The 22,477-nt window shown below is 66.9% G+C and carries 9 protein-coding genes; all 9 read right to left on the bottom strand.

Annotated features, from left to right (window positions below; all coding sequences use genetic code 11):
* Positions 1 to 94: 94 nt before the first annotated feature.
* Positions 95 to 1,189, bottom strand: coding sequence for a three-Cys-motif partner protein TcmP (locus ABT336_RS17485; RefSeq protein WP_350897653.1), 1,095 nt, complete (start codon positions 1,187 to 1,189; stop codon positions 95 to 97).
* A 142-nt stretch (positions 1,190 to 1,331) separates the two neighbouring features.
* Positions 1,332 to 2,081 (bottom strand): DUF5131 family protein, encoded by a 750-nt coding sequence (locus tag ABT336_RS17480; protein ID WP_350897652.1) that lies wholly within the window; start codon positions 2,079 to 2,081, stop codon positions 1,332 to 1,334.
* A 114-nt stretch (positions 2,082 to 2,195) separates the two neighbouring features.
* Positions 2,196 to 4,490, bottom strand: coding sequence for a UvrD-helicase domain-containing protein (locus tag ABT336_RS17475; RefSeq protein WP_350897651.1), 2,295 nt, complete (start codon positions 4,488 to 4,490; stop codon positions 2,196 to 2,198).
* Positions 4,487 to 11,230, bottom strand: coding sequence for a DEAD/DEAH box helicase (locus ABT336_RS17470; protein ID WP_350897650.1), 6,744 nt, complete (start codon positions 11,228 to 11,230; stop codon positions 4,487 to 4,489). Before ABT336_RS17470 ends, ABT336_RS17475 begins: the two co-directional genes overlap by 4 nt.
* Positions 11,227 to 16,704 carry a class I SAM-dependent DNA methyltransferase gene (locus ABT336_RS17465; protein ID WP_350897649.1) on the bottom strand — a complete coding sequence of 1,826 codons (5,478 nt, stop codon included), beginning with the start codon at positions 16,702 to 16,704 and terminating at the stop codon, positions 11,227 to 11,229. The genes ABT336_RS17470 and ABT336_RS17465 overlap by 4 nt, the downstream gene beginning before the upstream one ends.
* The gene (locus ABT336_RS17460; protein ID WP_350897648.1) at positions 16,701 to 19,712 is read right to left on the bottom strand and encodes an SNF2-related protein; all 3,012 of its coding nucleotides are present in this window, start codon (positions 19,710 to 19,712) and stop codon (positions 16,701 to 16,703) included. The genes ABT336_RS17465 and ABT336_RS17460 overlap by 4 nt, the downstream gene beginning before the upstream one ends.
* Before the next feature lie 16 nt (positions 19,713 to 19,728).
* Positions 19,729 to 20,919, bottom strand: a complete 1,191-nt coding sequence (locus tag ABT336_RS17455; protein ID WP_350897647.1) for a serine/threonine-protein kinase — start codon at positions 20,917 to 20,919, stop codon at positions 19,729 to 19,731.
* 172 nt (positions 20,920 to 21,091) lie between these two features.
* Positions 21,092 to 21,676: a hypothetical protein gene (locus ABT336_RS17450; protein ID WP_350897646.1), complete on the bottom strand. Its 585-nt coding sequence runs from the start codon at positions 21,674 to 21,676 to the stop codon at positions 21,092 to 21,094.
* An 80-nt stretch (positions 21,677 to 21,756) separates the two neighbouring features.
* Positions 21,757 to 22,477, bottom strand: a 721-nt coding sequence (locus ABT336_RS17445) for an IS3 family transposase (protein WP_350897645.1), incomplete at its 5' end; no start/stop codon positions are given.

The raw sequence follows: 22,477 nt of genomic DNA, 5'->3' as shown, positions 1-22,477 counted from the left end.
CGTTACGAACTGGGTGCACGGGTATCATCAGCGGCCCCTGGCGGATATGCCGGTCGATGGTCAGCCGGCCCGCGGGCCGCGAACGGGGGCCCGGTCACCGGGACGAGGGTGGTGGAGACGAGACGACGGAGGCGATGCGTAGCGCGCCGCCACCTTCGACTTCGATGGCACCTTGGTCCACAAGTGGTTTTAGGGCCCGCAGGACGTGCTGAGGTCGGTACACCGTCTCCAGCAGGGTGAATTGGCGCAGCTCTTCGACCCGGGCTGGCCCGCCGTCGCGGAGTTTCTGATGGAGCTGGCGGGTGAGGGGTGTTAGCTGCGGCTCGTCTACGACAAACAGCGTCTCAGCCTGTTCGTCGCGGGGGTCACGGAAGCCGACGCCCTGGGTGCGGTCAACCTCCCACAAGCTTTCTTTCATCTTCTCAACGCCGAAGGGATGCCCGGTGCCGAAAATGAGGTAGAGCGGCTGACCGTGCTTGGGGACGAGTTCGAAGTCCAGCAGGTAGGGGAAGCCAGCAGTGCGCAGGCCCTGGCGATAGCAGGCGAGGATGTGCCGGCTCTTCGCCTCCGGCGCCAGATTCGTGACGGTCCGCCAGCGGGGATCGCCACCGAACACGTCGTCGGCGGCCGCGCCCTTCTTACTGACGAACCTGACGAAGTGTTGCGGAGACAGAGTGACCATGACCTCGCTGGAGACGTTCGCGGCCAAGCGCTGCAGTAGTCGAAAGGGTACCGGTGCGTTGCCCCACGAGTCCAGGTTGGCGAAGATTGGCTTTCCCCAAGCCTTCATCTCGTCGAGCACACGTTCGAGATCATTAGCGCAAGTGCCTTCGCGTACCACGACGGGCATAGCGGTTTCGGTCCGCGGCCGCTCGGGGAAGGCGCTCCGAAGGCTGTCCCAGAGCATGTTGACGCAGCGTTCATCGTTATCAAGAAAGGCGAAACGGACAACACCCGTGGCTGGCGGCACCTTCGTAACGAGTGCACGTATGGCGATCACAGGGGAACCGTCTTCACCACCGCTGTAGATCCCCGGGCCGGAGAACCCCTCGGCGTAGGTAACGGACGAGTAGCGTCTTGGTCCTTGCAAGAGGATAGGGAACCATCGTTCGAGGTAGCGCTGGTAAATGTCGTGCTTGACGACAGTGTGCGGTGCACACGGCCACGGCACCGTTCCGCCGACCGACATCAGCCCCCCTCGGTAACGAGTTGTCATGTGGGAGTGTCTCATTGCAACCTTGATGGAGGGAACACCTGTTCGTGCAGTGCTGTTTGGAGGAACGCCGTAGCGGCAGTGGCACTGATAGAGGGGGCGCATGAGCCTGCGTGAGTTAGGAGGTGGCCACCGCGAAGGGCATCCCGTCCCAGGTCCGGCCGTCCAACTCGCGACCGCCAGCCTTCGGCGTGCGCCCGCCCCACTGTTTGAAGAAGAACGGCACACCAGCGCTGATGCACTGGTCGCGCAAGTTTTCCACCCATGCCGGGTCCATCGGCCGTGCGTTGGCGCCGCTCTCACCGCCAGCGATGACCCAACCGATACCGTCCAGGGCAAGATCAGGCAGCGGCCCTAGCAACGGTTCACATGACAGGAACCGCACCACCGCAGGCACGGCACGGAGATCATCGATGCGGTCCACAGTCTCACCATCTTCTACGGAGACCCCCACCCACAGGTTCGCCGGCCACTTCAAAGTGGGCGCTAGGCGGCGTAAGCGGCGGGCCCGCTTGGTCAGTACCTGATACGTGTGCTGCGGGGTGGCTGCCATGACGTCGAAGACTTGACGGACGAACGCGACCGGCACTTGGGCATGGAACAGGTCACTCATCGAGTTGACGAACACGACACGGGGACGCTTCCAGGTCAGCGGCAACCCGAGACCGTCAGGGTGGACTGTCAACCCAAAACCTGGGCCGCTTGTCCGTGGATCCCCGTCGCGTTGGTACCGAGGCTGACCCATCGCCTTGAGCCGCTTGGCCAAGGTCATCGCGTAACAGTTGTCGCATCCTCGACTGACGCGGTCACAACCCGTCGTGGGATTCCACGTCGCCTCGGTCCACTCGATGGCACTACGGTCACCCATGGCTTATCCTCATCATCTGACACTATTCGGTCGGACGAACTTTATAAACAGTTCGGCGTGCGCGGCATATGCATTGGACAGGTATGCCTACGCTGCGTTCACCTTCCAAGAGAGTCAGGTGGTCTCGCGACGCTGGACTACCTCGAGCAGCGGGCTCGGTGCGCCATGCCAACTAGCCGCCAAGGCATCACGGGCTCGAGTGGCGGCGACGAACAGCAAGGACCGCGCCTTGCGCAGTTCGCGCTCGTACCGCACCGGGTCCTCTTCGCGACATCGTTCAACGCCGGCGCGTGGGAGGATGCCCTCGCTGACTCCGACGATCGCGAGTCGCTGGTACTCGAGCCCCTTGAAGCGGTGCATGGTGCCGACGTGGATGTCACCGTCGTCCATGGGGCCTTCCTTGGTCAGTTCGGCGCAGGTCATACCGGCCTTGGCGGCGAGGTAGTCCAGCACCTGACTTACTCGTTCATGGTCCGCAACACAAACCGCGATGTGTCCCGCAGGATCGACCGAGATACCCTTTTCGCCTGTGGATAGCTCGGCCCGCCAGTCCGCTAGGGTCGCGGCCAGCCCGGCAAGCTCGTTGTTCCACGAGTCATACCCTGTGAAAGTTGGCGAAGGGCCGTGAAGGATCGACCGGTAACCGGCGAGCGTGTCGGTGCCGTCGTTTAGGTCGTCGTAGCTGACGTTGCTGTCCTGCGCGATGAGCAGCGCCTGGGCAAGAATCTCCCGTGTGGTGCGGTAGCTCAGGGTCAACCGAGCCGACCGGCCCCGGATGTGGATGCCCAGTGCGCCGAGAGACACCTGGTGGTTGTAGATCCGCTGGTGGGTGTCGCCCGCGATGAAAAGGTCGTCGGGCAGGCTCGGGTCGGCCATGGCGCGCAGCATCTTCCAGTGGGCGGCGCGGAGGTCCTGAGCCTCGTCGACGACGATGTGCCGGTACCGGTAGCCAAGGCGCATCGAACCCGAGCTGTCACCCGGGGATGAGCCGGGGGCCCGAGGCGCCTCGAACGCCGCAGCTTGATCCATCTCGAAGCGGGCGGCGCGTTCTGCGGCCTGGCCCCAGGTTTCGACACCGAGCTTGTCCAGTCGGGCGGTGAGCTGTTCGATCAGCTTCCAGACCTGGCTGCGCTCGGGGCGAGAGAGGGCACGGCCGCGGCCGGCGCGGCGCACCTGGAAGTAGGCTGAGCGGCTCTGGACGGCCTGGCCGAGGATGACCTGCTCCCATTCCTCGACGAGGAACTCGGCGTCCCAGCGGCGTTCGTCGAGTTCGAGGAGTAGCTGCCGCATCTCCGTGACGGCGGCGTGGTCGCTGATGCGTCGCTTTCGACTGCGCTGAGTGGTGTTCTCGCCGATGACCCGGGCGGCCAACTGGTCGATGTGGGTGACGTCGACCCGCTCCATCAGGTGTGGCTCGATGAGCGAGGCCAACCGAAGCCGGAGGTCGTTGGCGAGGTTGGCGGTGAAAGTCGTCACGAGGATGGGCTTGTCTGTGCCGGGCGGCAGTGCCTGCGCCAGGTGCTTGACCCGGTGTAGGGCGACGACGGTTTTGCCGGTGCCTGGACCGCCGGACACCCGGGCGGGACCGCCGTAGTGCCGTTCGACGATTCTCTGCTGGGCGGGGTGGAGGTAGACGCGCCAGGCACGGAAGTCGCCTTCCTCGATCGCCGCCTGCACGTGCTTGTCGACGGTCGTGACCGTGGTGCGGGCGAACGCGGCCGCCAGGTCTGCTGGGTCCGGTTCTTGTTTGAGCCGGACCGGCGCGGTGATCTCCTCGCGGACCGCGTCGATACTCATCCCAGATGCAAGGCCGTACAGGATGTCCCTGGACAGGGCCGGGGCGCCTTCGAGTAGCTCGTCCAGCTCCGCATCGCTAGTGACGGCCAAGGCTAGGTCGATGAGCTGGTCGGCGACTCCGAGTTCCCGGAGTTGTTGGACGTTGTAGCCGGCCAGCAGCGGCGGCGCAGGCGGCGGCGTCGGCGCTTCCTTTGTCGGTCTCGCCGCCGGGGCGGGTTCGGGTTCGGCGGGCGTGAGAGTGATGCCGACGCGACGCAGGGCGCTGTCGCCGACGACTGCCAGGTCAACGAACTCGATTTCCCCGGTGACCCGGTTGACGGCGACCTGGAGTTGGTCGTAGACGTCCTTGCGGTGCCGGACGGCAACGACGAGCCAGCTCTGGGCGCCGTCGGCGTCGACGCCGACGGGCGCGAGCAGCGCCCGGTACGACTGGTTGATCTTCGCACGGTAGATCCGAGAGTCGCCCTTGAGCTTCTTCAAGTCGAGGCCGGGCTGCTCCGGGTTCTGCCGGAAGAGATGGCAGAAATCGTAGAACTGCGCCTTCACTACGCGGTCGAGCTTGTAGAGCTCCTGTTCGGCCTTGCGGTAGAGGCTGAGCCGGGCGGTGGTCATCGGGTGGAGCCTTCCGTATCGGGCAGCCGGGAGATCAATTCCTTGAGGTGGACCAGCCAGTCCGCTGCCGTGCGTACCGTCCAGCCGGCGTCGATGTACGCCCTATCGCGGCGGCGCGCCTCGTCGCTGTCGGCGCTCGCGTGGTCGTACACGACTGCGATCTTGACATTGGAATCGGCCCAGCCGAAGTCCACGAGCCAGCGCCCCGAGCCCAGCTCGTAGCCGAAGACCGGTGCCCGCTTGCCGCGGGCGGCGAGCTCGTCGGCGAGGCGCAGCAGGTCAGCCGATTCGTCTGGCTCCTCCCGCAGTAATGCCAGGATGTCCTCGTCCCACGCCGTGTCGCGCTGCACCGCCGCGGTGTCGGCGTCGGGTCGTCTTGGGACGGACGCGGTTGACTCCGCGTCGACCTGCGGCGGCCGGCGGCGCGCGCTCAGGTTGCCGATTTCGCCCAGCCCGCCGCAGATGGCTAGCGTCTCGACCTCGAACTCGGCGGCACGGCTGGCCGCCAACTGGACACCGTCCCCACCGCCGTAGGGAAGGAATTGGGTGATGTTGGTCCAGTACAGCCATGCCCGCCAACGCCGCTTGTGCGCGTCGGTGTCCAGAACCTCTGCGGCGTCGTCGAGCACCGCGAGTGCGGACCACCGCAGCCGATCGGTGTCGGCGGCGTCGAGTGCGACGATGATCGGCAGGCCGGTCATCTCGTGTGCGCGGTAGAGGTGGACAGAGGCGTGCTGGTCGATCGCACCCTGGTTGTCGATTGCATCGTGCTTGCCGGCCGGTCCGAGTCGTATCAGCTCCGCACGGAGAGCCTCCACAAACGGGCTACGTTTCCCGGTGGTGATGACGGGGACCGTTCCCGGGACGGCGAGCAGCCCGGTCACCAGCGCGCTCGCCCGGCGTGCCCAGCGGCCGGCATCAGGATCGCGTAGGTAGGCGATCATGGTGTCGATGGGGTTGGCGAATACCGCACCGGGCAGGTGCGCCCGCTGCCCGCCGTACTGCTCGTAGGCCGCTTTGGCTTGTTCCTGCGCCATCCCGGCATAGGGGGGCCAGACGGGGCGGGCCGCCGTGGCGCGGCTCTCGAAGAGGTCGATGTCGGCCCAGGTGATCTGGAAGACGGCGTGGCCGTCGGCGCGTAGGCGGGTGCGTTGGGCGGCGTCGGTCGCGATGCGGTTGTGCTCACGGGTGGCGTGAAACTGGTAGCCCTCCAGGTAAACCTTCACGCTGTGGGTCGGCCCGTCCACCCGGGTGAAGGTGAAGTCGGTGCGGGTGTTACCCATCTGCTGCTGAGCGGTGAGTCGCCAGTGCACGACGTCGGCGCCGGCGGTGAAACGCAGATGTCCACTGGCGTTGCCGTCCTCGTCGAGGGCGACGTCGTCAGTCACCGTGGCCCACTGGCGCAGCACAGCGAGGAACCGCGCCTCCAGGTCAGACTCGACCTGGAGGTCGAGTCCGATCAGCCCGGTGTTGTCGACCTTCTCGGTGTCCCATCCATCGGCACCGTCGCCGGTGAACAGCAGTGACTCGATCATCGCGATGGCCGTACGCCGGGACACGACGTCCTGCAGTACCTCGGGGGTGTAGCGGTGCAGGCACCGGTGACACGCCCGACGCTGTTCCTCCGCGCACGGGCAGTTGCGCAGCGCCTCGTATGCCTTGGCGAGGGTCTCCTTGAAGGCATCCTCCTCCCGTAGCCGGTCAAGGTAGCCAGTGCCGCCCGGCAGTTCGTCGAACACCACCAGGAACCAGCGGCGTTCCCCACTTTTTTGGTCCGGCATGGAGGCGATGGTGGTGTCGAGATGCTGGGGATCTCCGCCGAAATGCAGGTCGACACCCATGCGCAGGGCCGCCCGGAAGGAGTGGACCTTGGCGTCGACGTCCGCAGTTGCGGCCGGCAACAGCACGCGGATCGCCTCGGTGCGCAGCTGGTGGGCCAACAGAACTGGCTCCTGGGTGACCCCAGCGCGTAGCCCTCGCCTCAGCGGGCACCAGGGCCGATGGTGCTTGAGCTTCGGGTTGCGCGCGGCTGAGGAGGTCAGCGCATCGGTGTCGTGGTCGAACACTGGCTTGCCGTCGGCGGTGGCGGCACCGCATCCGGTGCACACATGGAAGGGGTTGAGCCGCACGGTGTGCCCGGCGAAGGTGTCGCGCGGCGGGGCATCGAACCGTGCCGGGCCGACGTTGATGCGGCGGATCATCGCCCGCCGGCAGTAGTCGACGCCGAAGGTCTGGCGGACGTGCCGCCACGAGCCGCTTGCGATGGCATTCTCGGGGAAGTCAACCGCATCGATAACGGTGTAGAAGCGGCGGTCACGCTCGTCCCGGTCGTCGCGGATGCGGGCGTCCTCCCGCCGGTCGCGAGACGTCACCGTCACGGGCTCCACCACATGGAAGAGACAGGAGCCGTCGTCCGCGATCTGGGTGCTGTGGCACCGCGGGCAGGGCGACCGGTCGTTGGCGGAGTCTTCGGTGCGCACGTATCCGCACGCCGGACAGACGCGCCAGCTGTGCCAGTCCGGCCGCCCGTCGGTCATCAGCTCCACGCCGGTGATCTCGTGCCGGTATCCCTGGGCGTAGAAGGCGTTCCCCGGGGCCAACTCCGACAGTGCGAAGCGGCGCGGCCGCTGGTACGCCATGTTCTCGGCGGTGATACGGGGACGTCTGGTCTGCGGGTCGACGACCCCGTCCTCGCCGTACACGGTGGCCGACAGGGTGGTGGTCGTATCGATCAGCGCGTAGTTCGGCAGCAGACCCAGGTCGCACAACGCGGCCTGCGCCGCCGTATCACCCCGCAACAGCAGCCGCTTGCCCACGACGCGTCGTTCGGCGTCGAGCTCAGCCTTTTCCTTGGTCTGCTCCGGGTCCGTGTCGTGCAGCTCGGCGTGCGCCTCGTCGATCGCCCGCAGCCGGGTCCGGAGAAGCTGCTCCACCCGCTTCCACTCGCGCTCAGCCTCCTCGACCGCCGAGACCAGCCCGTGAGTGGCGAACGACTTCAATTCCCCCTTGACGTGGTCGCTGACTCCCGTGGAAAACAGCTGGAGGAAGCCCCCGACCAGGGTGGTCCCCTGCGCCGTGGCGACCTGCACGAGATCCGTGAGGTAGCCGGACGGGCCGAACAGCGCGGGTGCCCGGCGCGGCAACGGCCGCAGCACGATCCCGTCGGCGCGGACGAGCTTCTGGGCGGCTGCGAGGTCGAGCAGGTGCGCGACGTACTGGCGGCGAAGGATCTCCACTGCCGACAGGTAACAGCCGGGCGGCACGATGGCCCCGGCCATCAGATCCTTCGGCCGATCCAGGAAGTACAGGTCGCGCCGCCGCCGATCTGGGATGGTCAACAGGAAGGCGTTACCGGTGCGGCGACCGGCCCGGCCGGTCTGCTGGGCGTAGCTGGCGGGCCGGCGCGGCAGCGCGGCGAGCACCACCGCCGAGAGGTCGCCGATGTCGATGCCCATCTCAAGCGTTGGCGTGCAGGACAGCACGTTCGGGTCGTTGTGCCGGGCGTCCTTGTCGTCACGGCTGCGTTTGAACGCCGCCTCGACGCGTTCCCGCTGTGGCCGGGTCAGCAGACCGGTGTGCTCGGCCGTCACGATCTGGTAAGTGCCCGCCCGGCGGTACAGCCCTCGGTAGTAGTCGCGGGTGTAGTCGCGGTCGCGGTGGTGGCGGCCCAGGCCGTCCGGGCGGTCACCGGCCACCAGGCGGCCCGTGCGGCAGCGGTACGACGGACACGGCTGTTCACGCCACTGGTCCAGCAGTGACGGATGGACGGTCTGCTCCCAGGAGCAGACAGGGCAACGTACGAACGACTCCTGTACCTCGTCGTCGCCGAGCAGCAACGCCTCGATGTTGCCGGGCCGAAGCCCATAGACCCGGGCGGAGGTGTCGTTGGGCGTCCGCACCGACAACAGACCAGCCGAGGTGAGCTTGGGCAGCAGCAGGCCCCAGAACTCTCCGGTCACCTCCCGGGGCAGCGCGAGGCAGCGACCCGCCCAGCGCTCGTACCAGGACAGCCGACCGGCGGCGATGTCGAACTCGCTGCCAGCCTTTGGCTGGGCGAGCAGGAACACCGGGGCAGCGACGTTGCTGGGAAACGCCCGCATCCCCACTGGCCGCTGTCCCCAGATGAAGTAGCGGCTGGTGCCCGCCTCGTTGATGTACTGGTCCAGCCACGTGTGCGCGACCGCGCCGCGTGTGCGCAACCGCTCGAGGACGACACGCAGGAAGGCGAGGTACCGCGCGTCGTCCTGCGTTTCTAACGGCAGCCCGTCGTGCTCCAGCCCGGCGTGGACCTCCCGAACGAGCGCCGCCGCAGCGACTGGGTCGGAAATGCGCACGTGGGCAACGGCAGTGCGGGTCAGCTCCAACGTGCGACCGTTGCGCGAGCGGAACCCGAACTCCATCAGCGTCTCGAACGCCAACCGCTGTCCGATCAGCTTCCAGGTCGCCAGGTCTCCACCGCGGGCACGCCCGGACAGCAGCCGGTCCACTCCACGCAGGCCGTGCAGGTCCGGCGGTACGACGGCAGCTAGCGTCTCCCGGTCCGTGGTGGCCTCCACCACGTCGGCAATCAAGTCGTTGAGCGCCCTGCCGTCGCGTTCGGTCAGGTGCGCCGCCAGCAGAGCCCGCAACGAGAACGTATATGAGCGGTTGGCGACAAACCCGGCACGGTGGGCGGCGTCCTGGACCGAGTCGTTGAACATCAACGTCTTGTCCTCGCCGAGCCCCTTATCCAGCTCGCCGCCGGTGAACAGCTGCGTGATCGCAGCGGCCGCCACCGCAGCCGCTCCCGTGCCGAGGAACCGGATCGCATTGCGCTCCCCGCAGGCGGGACACCAGTCCTCACGCGCCGCAGTGTTCGCCGTCGCACCGACGTTAGCCAGCACAAACGCTGAGTCCCGCGCCGTCAACCGGGGTTCCCCGATACTGGCGTCGTAGTCACGAGCCGGGTCAGAAGGTCGCAGCCGTTGACGGACAGCGTCCAGCACCAGCAGCGTTCCGGCCACGCCGTGGGACGTGGGCGACCCGCTCGGAGCATGACGGGCGCTTGCCGGCATGAGTACCGGTCGCAAGCCCTCGCGCGCCTCCCGGTCCGTAGCGGCGATCAGGTAGCGGACACGCACCTTGTCCTGACCCGCCGCGGCCCGGCGGATCTTGAACGTGTCGAAGTGCACCTCCCCGTCGTCGCTCTCGGGTGAGAACACCGCCCAACCCGACCGCCCACAGGACCGGCAGTAGACCGCCGGCAGGAACAGGTTCGCGGACTGCCCAGCCGTGGCCGTGGTGGCCGGCACGATTGGGCTTCCGTTCCGCGCCGCGCTGTCCTGATTGCCGGCGACGTCCCAGCGGAACTCCGCGCGAGGCCACGGCAGGACGCCACGCAACAGGCGGGTCACCGCACGAGCCCACTGGTGCACCTCGACGTGCACGAACGGCCGCACCTCGCCGGGCTTGGCGCCCGCCTGGCGAGCGTAGGACAGCAGCGCCACGAACCGGGCAAGTGCTTCGGCGGCCTTCTCCGGCTGCCGCGCAATCGTTGCTGCCCAGCCGGACGCGCCGGCCCGCCACATCGTGTCGAGTACCTCCGCACTGCTTCTCAGGTCCCCGCTGAACGCCATCAGAACGGCCCGGGTAAACAGGTGCCGCTTCAGATGGCTGGCCAACAGCACCTGATCCGGAATTCGGACCGCCGTAACCGCCTCGATTAAGTCCAGCAGCGCGTCCTCGCCGGCATCCGGATCGGGCAACGCCAGGATCTCCTCCGGCGACGGCAGCGGCAGCGCCAGATCGAGGTCGTCCATCGCGATGAACTCGTCAACCGCCAGCCGGTCCTCACCAACGATCGAGTCGGGAGTGAACTCCGCACCGAAGACATCGGTCGCCACGTCGAGAAGACTCGCGATCGCCTTATCGTCGGTGGCCGACGCCAGCGTCGCCGACGTCGCCACCGGGCAGATGTCGCCGAGTGGCCGCTTCTCGTCCGGCGAGCCGACCGCAGCCGCGAGGCGGCGCAACAGCATCGCCACGTCGGTACCCTGCGCACCGTCGTAGGTGTGGAACTCGTCGACCACCACATACCGGATGTCGGCGTCATGCCACAGCGGCCGGTCATCGTCACGCTGCAGCAGCAGGTCCAGCATTTTGTAGTTGGTGATGAGGATGTCGGGCGGCGTGAGCTGCATCTCAGACCGCTTGGTGCGTACCCGGTCGTAGCGCAGCACCGCCCGGTCACCGATGTACAGCCCGGCCGATACACGGCCGAGCTGGTCCTGGTTGCCGATGAGTAGCTCGTTGAGCCGCTGGGCCTGGTCGGTGGCTAACGCGTTCATCGGGTACAGCAGGATCGCCTTGACACCGGCCTTGCCGGCGGCGCGCTCCCGACGGCAGTGGTCCAGCACCGGGTAAAGGAACGACTCGGTCTTACCCGAGCCGGTGCCGGTGGTGATCAGGGTCGGCTGCGGCGTGTGCCCGTCGACGGAGCTCAGGCGTGCGAAGGCTGCCGCTTGATGGGCGTAGGGGGTCCAGTCTTCGCGCCGCCACTCCAGGTGCCGCTCCCAACTTGGTGCGGCCAGGGTGAACGGCGTGCGGATCCGCAGGTACGGGCCTCGGAACATGCCCGTGGTCTCATCGCCGAGGAACCGGTGCAACGCTTCCCGAGCGCCCTCGTCGGCCAACGCATAGGTGGTCGACAGGTACTGGAGCAGGCTCTCCTTCAGTGCCCTGGCCTGCAAGGTAGGCCTCACGGTGCGTTCACCTCCGGGGCTGCGGGATCCCAGTCACCCCGGGCGATCGCGGCGTCCAGCCGGGCCTGAAAAACGGCGTGCGCCGCCCGCATCTCGATCTCCCGGTCAGCCTTATAGAACGGCGGCGTGTAATCGTCGGGCGTCGGCGCGTTAACGGGGTCCTTCTGGTACGCCTCGAACTGCGCCCACGTCTGCTTGGTCTGCCGCTGGCCGGCCGTCCGGGCGTTGCCGGCGAGCTTCCACCCGTCGGCGTCGAACCACGTGACGGCCTCGTACTTCTGCAACACCGGGAAGCGCCCCCGGTACGCGGCGATGAGCGCGTCGGCGCTGATGCCCAGCCAGACCGCGACCAGGGCGTCGATCTCCACGAGCGCGGACCGCCGTGCCCGCTCGGTACGCAGCGGCGTTTCGGGCCGCCAGTCCGGAGTGACGTCGTTGAGCGGCGGTAGGCCCGCCCAGTCAAAGACCCACGTCTCGCCGTCCAGCCACGCCGGGTCGAACAGCTCCGCCCACAGGTCGGCGTACGCGCTGGTGAGGCAGTTCAACCGCAGGGTACGCAACAGCAGCGCCGACGCGAGCGGGTGGTTCTCGTGCGGAGCCGGCATCGCCTTAGCACCGCCGATTCGAAGGTCACCACGCCCGGTAGTGCGGACGAAGTAGTCCAGAGGTAGCGAGGCCCAGAAGCCTTGGACCAACGTCACCATGCGTTGATCACGCAGCACAAGGCTGTGAACAGCATCCACGTGCGTTGGTCCGGGTGGGATGATTGCCGAGTACAAGGCGCGCTCGCTGTTGGACGAAATCTGTCGTCTCCAGGCCAGGCGGTAGAACTCTACGTACGGCCGGCGTGCCTGCTCGGTCAGCAGCGTATCGACCCGCTCTTCCTCGACGTCCGTCTCGGGAATCCCGAGTCGAACCGCAACCTGCGCCCGAGCCTCGGCCACCGCTTCGGCATCCGCTCGAAGGCGCGGCAACTTTTGGTGATCCACCCACCGATCTTGCGCTTCCCGGAACGCCGCCTCGCGTCCGGGGACGCAGACGTACTCCGTGTCGGGCACGAAATCGGATGGCAGGCTGACCAGGTCGTAGCCGTAGGGATCGTTGCTGTTGGCATCATGGCGTTTGAAGATCGGAGTGGCGGTGCTGATCTGGATGCCCTTGAGCACAACCTCGCTCCAGGCAACCGGCTGGTACTCACGTCCGGTTGCAGCGTCGGCCCGGTTGTACTGAATCAGATTCGTCTTCTTTGCGCCTGACTCGTCGTAACCGCGGGTGATGGGTGGCGTCAACTCGGCAAGTCGTAGCGGATAGGCGGCCAACGCCTCGATGGCGGCGGCCTCGGCGGTGCTGACCGGAAACAACAGCCGGGCGTGGGGAAGTGGCCGGTCCTTCTCGTCCAGCAGCTTTCGCCACACCGCCAGCACGTCCTCGGTGACCGTGACGACGCGGCTCCGGTGCGGCCGTTCGTCGAACTCCCGATGCTGGTAGCGGATCCCAGGTATCTCTCCGGAGCCGTCGTGGGCCCGGGAGTGCTGCAGCGCGCTGGTGGACACCAGCCACGAGAGGTGGTCGAAGGAGATCTTCCCCAGACGGCCATATACATGGACGCCAAAGTGGGTAGCGTGTCCCACCGGCTCTGGGAAAAAGCGTTGACCTGCGTTGACAAAGTCACCGTGGATGCGTAGCCGCCGATATGCCTCGGCCCGCAGCGGCCCCTCCTTGTCGCCAGTAAAGTGGCTATCGGGGTGCAGGAGGCCGACCGTGCCGTTTGTTGACTGGTGGGCCCAGACCTGGCACATGAACGCCCGGTAGAGGTCTGGCTGCGTGCCGACGAGCAGCGGATATCCTTGCGAAGACCCGAAGAAGGCGACCTGGCCACTCGTCGTGGTCAGCTCGCGCATCACGTACTTCCGGACCTCTTGCCGCTCCAGCAACTGCTGGCGGCGACGGTCCTTCTCCTCCTGGGCTGGCTTCTCCTCCAGCTCGAACCAGGGCTCGTACTCGGCCAGCACAGCGTCTTCATCCCACCGGGGCCGCACCCACGGCGGGTTGCCGACCTGGAGGTCGAAGCCGCCGTTCTCGGCGAAGACCAGCGCGAAATCCAGCTCCCAGTGCAGGAATGCATGCCGATCGGTGAGGTCCCGCACGACCCGTAGCCACGGGAACCGCGCCTCCGGCTCGCCGTTGTCCATGCCCATGAAGAGGACGAGATTCTCCTCGAACTCCTTCAGGTTGTCGAGGTCGTCGTACTTGTCGAGCAACGTGCCATCCGGGACGTCAGCCGCGCCGAGCATCGCATCGAGGAAGTCGAGCCAGTCGTCGAGGTTCGTCAGCGGGATCACCGGACGGCGAGCCGGCTGCTTGGGCTTCGGCATCTTCTTCGGCTTCGCCTTGGGCGTGGCGGCCGACGTCGCCGCAGCGGCTTCCCAGTCCGCCTCGTCCAGCGACATCTGCTCACCGTCGAGAGGGAAGAGCGTCATCGCCTGAACGAAGACTGGTGCCGCTAACGGCTGCTCGTCGGCTGCGGCTGGCCGCTGGCTGCCTTCGTCGCCGGCAGGCGCGAGGTCGGCCGACGCATCGCCGATGCCGCCGAGCATCTCGGCGAGCGTGTCCACGCCGACCTCCGCGGCATGCGCGGCGTACTCGGGGTCCGTGCTGTCGAGCAGGCCGACCCGGCCGGCGGGCCAGAACCACAGGGCGCACCAGGCGTCCATGACGGTCTTCAGCCGCCGGTACGGGGTGCCGGCAGCCTCGAACAGCTCGGCATACACCTTCTCCTTTGACACGGCCTGCTCGGGCCGCCGGAGGAAGGCGTACTCCGGGTCGGCGGGGTCGGCGCCCCAGACGGCGAGCCGGCGGGCGATCTCACGCTCGGAGAGTTCCATCCGCTTGACCACGCACGACCACAAGAACTCGGCCCGCCGGGCGGCGTCGCGCAGCCTGGTGAACTGGGAGGCCTTCTCCATTTGCCGGTTGTCGGTGCGTTTGTCGATCTTCGGTGTGCCGTCGGCGTTGAGGTGGGCGGTGCTGCGGGTTGGTCGCTGGAGGAGCCCTCTCCGCCAGGCGGCCAGCCGGTCAACCTCGTCCTTGGCGAGCTTCTTGGCTTCGGGGGAGTTGGTGATCGCCGCCCATCCGGGTGAGGGCAGCAGGAAATGGTGCACCGCATCGTCGGGTAGCGGCTGCGGTTGGCCGTCGCGGCGCAGCGGTAGCGGCGTCGGCGCGAGGCCGCCCTTGGCCTTCAGCCAGGCCTTGTCCGGCGAGCAGAGGTCATGGGCGGTGTAGATGGCGCGGCGGGCGCCGATGAGCGAGTTGCCACGGCGTAGGTGCAGCCCGAACCACGGCGCCTGCATGCCCGGGTGCATGGTGTTTAGCCACAGCGAGACCTCGGCCAGCTCGCGTCCGGTGGCGTTCAGGTCGACGCCGTACGCGTTGTGCAGGGCGATGTACGCCTTGGCCTTCTGCTTCTCGGTCAGTACGTCGCTCGCGGGAATCGAGCGGTCCAGCTCCTTCTGCCGTCGGCGCAGGTACTCCTCGGCCAGTTGGTTGATCGCCTCGTTAAGGAAAGCACCGGAGCCGAGCGCTGGCTCGCAGATCTTGTATGACAGCAGCTTGGCTGCGCGTGTCGTGTCGGCGTCTTGGCTGAGTAGCTCCTTGAGTGCCAGCTCCACCGTCACCTTAGTGAGCGACTCCGGGGTGTAGTACGACGCTGAGGTTTCGCGTTCCCGGCCGGAGAGTCGGTAGACGAAAGAGCCGCGCTCGTACCTCTTGGCACCGCGCAACCCGTGGCGCGCGTCCTCCTCGTCGTAGTGGACCAACGTCTCATCGGGGTAGTCGTTCTGCCGACGGGCGGGGATGAGCCAGGAGCCCTCCTCTGGATCGCCGTCCTTGGCGACTTCGCACAGCTCCTCGTCGGCGATGATGCCGGTGTAGGACATCAACCCCTCGTACACTGCGCCGAGTTCGTTGATGCCGAGGTTTCGGTACGACACAAAGCCGCCCCGCTCGCCGGGCCGGCCCTTCTTCATGGTGAGCAGTCGCAGGACGCGGTGCAGGGCAGAGTTGCGCAGGCGCAGGTCGAGCCAGCGCGGCGCTGTCTCCTCGTCGCACCGCGGGTCCATTACTCGCTGGCCGATGAGCCTAATCGAGTCCGGATCGAACAGTTCACTGCTTAGCGGGTCGAACCGCAGGCCGATGTCCTCACTGCGCCGCTCCGCCTTCTCCCTACGGGTCTGCTCGTCGTCGACAGGCTGGTCGTCGTCCGGCTCGGTACCGTAGCGGCGATGACCGAAGTTGACCTTGTTGAATAGCAGGTCGAGCGACTGGTAGAGGTGGAGGCTGTGCTTTGCTTCCTCCTCGACGAGCTCCTCGTCGCGGGCGACCAGCTCGCGCAGCCGCGCGACTGAGTAGCCGGTCTCGTAGCTGCCGTCGTCAGCGGGCAGGATGCCAAGCTCGGGACGGGCCTCGGCGTAGAGCAGGAACAGGATCCGGTAGAGGTACCGCAGGCAGTCGCGGGTCAGCTCCCGGGCAAATGGCAGGCGCGGGTCCTCGATGTCTGCCGGGGTGACATCGTTGACGGGCTCGGCCATCCGCCGCAGGACCTCGCCCGCGATGATCTCGACGGCGCGTTGCACGCCATGCCGCAGCTCCTTGGATACCCCGACGGCATTGACGGTGGAGCCCTTGAGTAGGGCATCCATCACCGGGGCGCTGTCGTTCTCACCGGGGCACAGCATCTCGCGGCAGAAGAGAGCCGCGATCGTCGCGAGCTCGCCGAACTGGGCTCGGTCGTTGCGTTCGAGCGCGGCGTCGAGATTGGCGGCGAGGTAACGCCCCTCGGCCCACGAATTGCGGTCGGTGAGCACGATGACGCCACCGTGCAGCAGCAGCACGAACCGTGGGGGTGGTCCCTCGGGCGTGCCGATGTTGGTCTGGAAGAGCCACGAGGCGAGAGCCGCGCCAGTCTCGTAACTTTCGGCGGCGTTGACCCGCAGCGGTGACAGCAGCCGTCCGGCCCCGGCTGGGTCGAACGCGGCGTCCCCATCGGCAGCCCACCCACAAGCCAGCGCCACGATGCCAGCACCGTGGTAAGCAACAGGCACGGCGTGCTCGCGGCCGGCCCGGTGCACGGTCAGCTCAGTGCGGACGGGCTGGTAGCCGAGCGCGCGCAGCACGACGTCGTGCCACTCCTCCAGCCGCTTCCGCCACTCCGAATCGTTGTAGGTGCCCAGGTTGAGTAAGTCATATGGGTCGGGCTGCGGCCCTGCGGCGAAGTAGCCACGGACGTTTGGCGTCAGGTACTCGCGGCGCAGTGCCCGCACCATCTGCCGGGGGGTCATCCGCTTGTCGTACTCGTCGCCTTCGCGGATCGCCCACGTGGCGAACAGCCGCTTCTTAAGGTCGACGGCGAGCTGGTCGGCGAAATAGTGAGCGGCGAGGTACTCGCCCCGGTTGATAATCGAGTCGAAGACGGTCATCGGTCCCCACCTTCCGCCGCACTGTCGGTCGGCTCGAGGACCGCCAGCACACGCAGCATGGGATTACCCACGGTTTCCAACGCCTCCACCAGGTGCCGCAGGCGCTCGGCAGTCTCGTCGACCGCCTGTTTCGCGGAACTTCGCGGCGCGACGAACAGGGCTTCCTGATGCCACGTGCCGATGCGCTCACGGTACGGGGCCAGGATCGTCGACACCTCCTGCCGGTAAGCCCCGCTGCGTTCGTCCACGTACCGGCGGGCCTCGTTGACGGCGGCCGGGACCAGCTTGGCCAGCCCTGGTAGGTCACGGGGTTGGGCGCGGCCCGGCATCTGGGGGCCCACCCCCCATTGGTCAAGCAGCACCGGCGTCAGTTCCACGACACGCGGGTGCCTCGCCAGCCCGGTAACCGCCATCCACTTAACGAGGGTGGGGCGACCGAGGGCGTTGGAGCACACCCCCTGGATAAGGAACACCGGCTCCTCAACTGCTGCGGCCATCACCAGTGCCTGGTGCCGGCCGACCTCCACGAGCACCTTGTCAGTGAGCCAGTCCAACACGGGATGTACGTCAGTCACGTAGGAAACGTTGGGCCACTGCGACTTCGAGGTTTCCCGCGCGGCCCGCAGCCGGGCGTCAGCGAGCGACTTGGCGAAAGTGACGCGCACCCGCCCTGGCTCGCTCTTCGTCGGCAGGACCCGCTGCTCGTTCAGGTACGACCTGGGCAACGACCGCAACCTGTGCAGCAGATCGGCCGGCGGTTCGAAGGCGATCGTGCCGTCGTCGTCACGCCGCAGCGACAGGTGGTCTTCCGGATTCGGCCGGCACACCTGGCGCAGCGCCTCCTCGAAGTAGTCCTCTGTAGATCGGAACAGGGACAGGACGGTGGCCGCCTGGACCTCGGGACGTTCCGGAACGGCGCCCACCTGGCCCAACAGTCCGGCCAGGAAAGCCGATCCGCTCTGCCGTGACCTGTTGATCGACTGCTCGACCGTGCGGTTGGCGATCAGGTCCTGGACCAGCCTGTCCTCTTCCTCCCGGGCTCGGTAGAGGCCCGTGATCGCCTCGGCGGACCCCTCGATCTTGTGAGCCTCGGCTTCTCGTACCAGCAGCTTCTCCCCGACGAGCCGGTCGTCCAACGTGCGCAGCCGGCCCGTCTCCTCGTCGGTCTTCCACGGCAGATCGCAGGTGAGGATCAGCGCGCGGAACTGGGGCTCGTGCTCTTGGCCGTAGCGGTCGATTCGACCGTTGCGCTGCTCGATTCTGATCAGGGACCACGGAAGGTCGTAGTGGATAAGCCGGTGGCACTGCTGGTGCAGGTTCACGCCCTCTGAGGCGATGTCACCGGTGAACAGCATGCGTACGGGGTCGTCACGGAGCCCGAACCGCTCGACGATGCTGTTCTGTTCCTCGTCGACCGTGGAGTCTCTGTGCATCACCTGGGCCACGCCGCCGTATCCCAGCCATGGCCTTCGCTCGTCTGGGCTCGAGCCGCGGCGGAAACCCAGTGCCTCCGGGACGGACTCGGCCAACCAGTTAAGCGTCGGGATGCTCTCGGAGAACACCACGACGCGAACATCCGAGCCGGGGCCTACACCCATGTCTCGCAGCTCGTCCACGAGGGCGCGGAACTTGGCCGCCTCGTCGTCTCGGATCCGTGCCACCAGGTCTCGCAGCGTCAAGAGGGCGTCCCGCTCCGCCTCGCGGGCGGCCGGCTCGGCCAGCTTGCTCCGCAGAGAGTCTTTGAGTGTCCGCAGGCGGGTTTCAATCGTCGCCAACAGGGCGTGGTGCGACGACAGGAACGACTTAAGTAACCGGTACGGGACGAGCTGGGAGGTGCTGACGGACGGGCCATTCCCGTCGCCGGGGATCCAGCGGGCACCCAACTCCGCCAGCACCGCCGCCTCGCCGTCGGTCGCCGCTACCTCAATCGGTTGGGACGGGCCACGGTCGGCCCAGCTGCCGCGCAGGCCGTCGCGCACCTCCGGGGAGGTCTTGGTACGACGGATGTATAGGTGGCGCAGCTTGTTCACGTCGTATTTCGCCGGATCGGCGATGGCGGCCTCATCGAGCATGCGGATCAGCTCGGCGAAAGACGCCGCCTGGCCGCTGTGCGGGGTGGCCGAGGCCAGGATGAGGGCGTCCGTGCGGCGGGCGAGCAGCTGAGCCAGTCGGTTGTTTCTGGTTGCGCGGTTTACCAGGTTGTGTGACTCGTCGATGACGACGGCGTCCCAATCAGTGCGCTCAAGGTGAGAAGCATAGGTGTCGCTCTTCAACGTGTCGATCGAAATGATGGCACGCTTGAAGTACGCGAAAGGGTTGCGTCCGGCCGGGATCTCTCGCTGCATCCGTTGAATGCCTGTGGAGTCCAACCGCACCAGCGGGATGGCGAAGCGGGTCCACAGCTCACGCTGGAACTGCTCTAGGACATGCTGGGGGGTGACGACCAGGATGCGCTCGCCGCGGCCGCGGCGGATAAGCTCGGCCAGCAGAATGCCAATCTCCAGCGTCTTACCCAGGCCCACGACGTCCGCGATGAGGATGCGCGGCTGCGGGTTTTGCATCGACAACGCTAGTTCCGCCGGACGAAGCTGGTGGACCTGGTGGTCCATGAGGAAGCCATTCGCCAGCGCCAGCCCTCGCTCTGTCTGCGGCAGCGGAGTTTTGCGAAACACGGCCTCCAGATACAGCCGGGCGCGACGATGGTTCGGCGAGTCGTCGGCGATCAACTTCGTATCGCGCGGGTCCAAAACGCGGATGTCGTCGAGCCGCTCGAAGAACACCGCCTCGACGCCGCGGACGAAGGACGACACACCGGTGACCTCCACCATCAACCCGTCGCGGCTAGTCTTCGTGATCTTCCGAACGAGCCACAGCTCGTCGCGGACCAACACCTGCGCACCCGGTGGGTACCCCGCCGATGTCCCTTCGTTTCGCTCAACGACCTCGGCTTCGATGCTCACCCCGGCTTCGACCTCTTTCCGCTCTTGAAGCTTCGACAGCTCACCCACGGGCGTCACACCCTAGTCACAGACTGATCTGTACCCCGTACTGTCTGCGCAGTTCATCGGCCACACGGCTCGAAGCAGGGGGCCGGTCCGGTCCGCGCCGGGGTATCGGCTCGTGCCCCAACGACGTAACGGACGTTCCCGCCAGCACCGTACGCTCCGGCGTCTGCGGATCACTCAGGGAGGGCTTACTGTCGCTGTCCTGTGACCGCGTCGGCTCATCGACAGGTGTCGACAGCGGGCCGTCCAGTGGACTTCGATCGATGTCGTGAGAAGAAGGAAGCAGGTCGTCCAGCCGCGCCTCGATCGACGGTGAGAGCCGGTGCTCGGCAGCAGCGGGCTTGCGGCCTGCGGTGCGTGCGACAAGGGCCAGCCGCGCGTCGGCCGGCTTCAGCCCTGCGCCGCCGAGTAGGCCCGCGCAGCTTGCCGCGACGTCCGTGACGGTCGGCCGGTCCTGCGGCTCGTACGCCAACATCGATTCAATCAGCGGCACCAGGGTGGCTGGTACCCCGCTCAGATCCGGAGCGACCTGGGAATTGGTTACCTGGGCGGCAATGGCCTGCCATTGCCGCCCCTCGTATGGATAGTGGCTTGCCGCGGCGTACAGCAGAACCGTGCCCAATGCGTAGACGTCCGCCGCCGGCGTGACCCGTGGGTTGCCGCCGGCCTGTTCCGGCGGCATGCAGCGAACCGTTCCAATGATCATGCCGGGGTGGGACAGCGAGTCCTGCGTGGCGTCCACGAGTGCCGCCAAACCGAAGTCGATGATCATCGGCCCGTCCGTGCCAAGGATGATGTTCTGAGGCTTCAGGTCCCGGTGTAGCAGGCCAGCCTCGTGGACGGCCGCCAGTCCTTCGGCCAGCAACGCGCCGAGGCTGGCTACCAAGGGCAACGGCAGCACACCTTCGGACTCGATGTGGTCCAGCAGCGTGGCTCCCGCGACGTACTCCATGGCCAGCCACGGCCGCCGCGCGTAGGGATCCGCGTCTAGGAACCGTGCTACCCGGTTGGTGCCGATTACGGTCCGGGCAATCAGCGCTTCTCGTTCAAATCGGGCACGCGTGGCCTCGTCCAGCCGGTCGCTACGGATCACCTTCACCGCTACGGGCGAGCCGGCCGGGGAGTATGCGAGGAAGACCTCTCCCATGCCGCCCGAGCCGAGACGGTGCGCTACCGTGTAGCGGCCGATTTGGGCGGGAATATCTTCCATGCAGAGCTCATGCCTTTCCACACGCTCCGACCCGGATTCGTGTTGAGGCTAGTCTGCCCGATCTTCGGCGTCCACACGAAGCTCGAACCCCATCAGTGCCCGGCCGCACAACACTCGTAACTATTTCTTCGGTCGGAACAACCAAACGGCCGATCGACGCTGGATGGTGGGCTCATGAGTAGCTACCTGGCTCCCCGGGGCATTCCCTGTCGCCTGTGGCAGTGATGTCATTCCGTGGCCACCTGGCCCGGCCCGCGCTGCGGTCTTCATGCCAAGGGGAACCGTCATCGGTCAGGAGGACGATCTGGTCGACCTCGGGGTGGTACCCGAGGACGGGCTCGTTCCCGGTTCCCTCCGGTGTCATCAGCACGGGCTTGCGGAGGCGGCGGCCGATCGTGGTGAGGAACCGGAAGAGCAGGTCCACCTGGTGTTGGCCCTGCAGTTCACGCAGGTCGACGTCGAAGTCGATCTGTTCGGCCTCGTACGGTCGGAAGATCGCGAGTATGCCGGGGGCTGGTCGAACGTTGAGCTGGACTCCGACCTTGTCGGGGACACCGAGTATGTCGTCCGCGGTGGTCGGCAGGGGGTGTTGCTCGTCGTCGATCAGGTACGCGACCTGCCAGTCTTCGGACTGTAGGAGGTCGAGGAGTTTCTGCCAGTCGGCTGCGGTTGTCGCAGGGATGTGTATGTCCGGTAGGGCGCCGTTGAGGTAGGGGTCGAACCATACCTTGATGTCCTCCCACAGCAGGTCGCTCACATGGGGATGGTGCCAGGGCGGTTCCTCACCCGTGCGGGGGGGACTGCCCCGGGTTCGGTTGACTCGCGGGGCTGAACGGTTCAGGCCGCGTGTGCGGGTCTGTTGATTGTCTCAAACTCGATGGGGGTGAGCCGGCCGAGGCGTTGTTGGCGTCGGCGGCGGTGGTAGGTGCGTTCGATCCAGGTGACGATGGCCAGGCGGAGGTCGTGGCGGGTGGTCCAGCGTTGCCGGTCCAGGACGTTGCGTTGTAGCAGGGCGAAGAACGATTCCATCGCGGCGTTGTCACCGCAGGCGCCGACGCGGCCCATGGAGCCGACCAGTCCGTTGCGGTGCAACGCTTTCACGAACTTCCTGGAGCGGAACTGACTGCCTCTGTCCGAGTGCACGATCGTCGCGGCCGGGTTCCGCAGTCGGGTGGCGTTGGACAGCGCCGCGACTGCCAGGGAGGCTTTCATCCGGGAGTCGATGGAGTAGCCGACGATCCGCCCGGAGTACACGTCCTTGACCGCGCACAGGTACAGCTTGCCCTCGGCGGTGGGGTGTTCGGTGATGTCGGTGAGCCACAGCCGGTTCGGGGCGTCGGCGGTGAACCGGCGGTGCACCAGGTCGTCGTGTACCGGCGGTCCGGCCCGTCTGGTCAGGCCCTTGCGTTTGGCGAAGACCGACCAGATGCGCTGTTGTGAGCACAACCGGGCGACCCGGTTACGGCCGGCGGTGATGCCGTGGGCGGGGAGTTCGTCGGCGATGAACCGGTAGCCGAACGCCGGATCATCATGGTGGATGTCCAGGGCGGCGTTGACC

Source organism: Micromonospora sp. NPDC000207 (assembly GCF_040300925.1).
Lineage (GTDB): Bacteria > Actinomycetota > Actinomycetes > Mycobacteriales > Micromonosporaceae > Micromonospora.
Note: the sequence above shows the minus strand (reverse complement) of the source record. Positions and strands in the feature narration are given on the sequence as shown.

Excerpts from the sequence above, each read along its gene's own strand:
- ABT336_RS17475 (WP_350897651.1), bottom strand. The coding sequence starts at position 4,490 with ATGACCACCGCCCGGCTCAGCCTCTACCGCAAGGCCGAACAGGAGCTC.
- ABT336_RS17455 (WP_350897647.1), bottom strand. The coding sequence starts at position 20,919 with ATGGAAGATATTCCCGCCCAAATCGGCCGCTACACGGTAGCGCACCGT.
- ABT336_RS17480 (WP_350897652.1), bottom strand. The coding sequence starts at position 2,081 with ATGGGTGACCGTAGTGCCATCGAGTGGACCGAGGCGACGTGGAATCCC.
- ABT336_RS17465 (WP_350897649.1), bottom strand. The coding sequence starts at position 16,704 with ATGACCGTCTTCGACTCGATTATCAACCGGGGCGAGTACCTCGCCGCT.
- ABT336_RS17485 (WP_350897653.1), bottom strand. The coding sequence starts at position 1,189 with ATGTCGGTCGGCGGAACGGTGCCGTGGCCGTGTGCACCGCACACTGTC.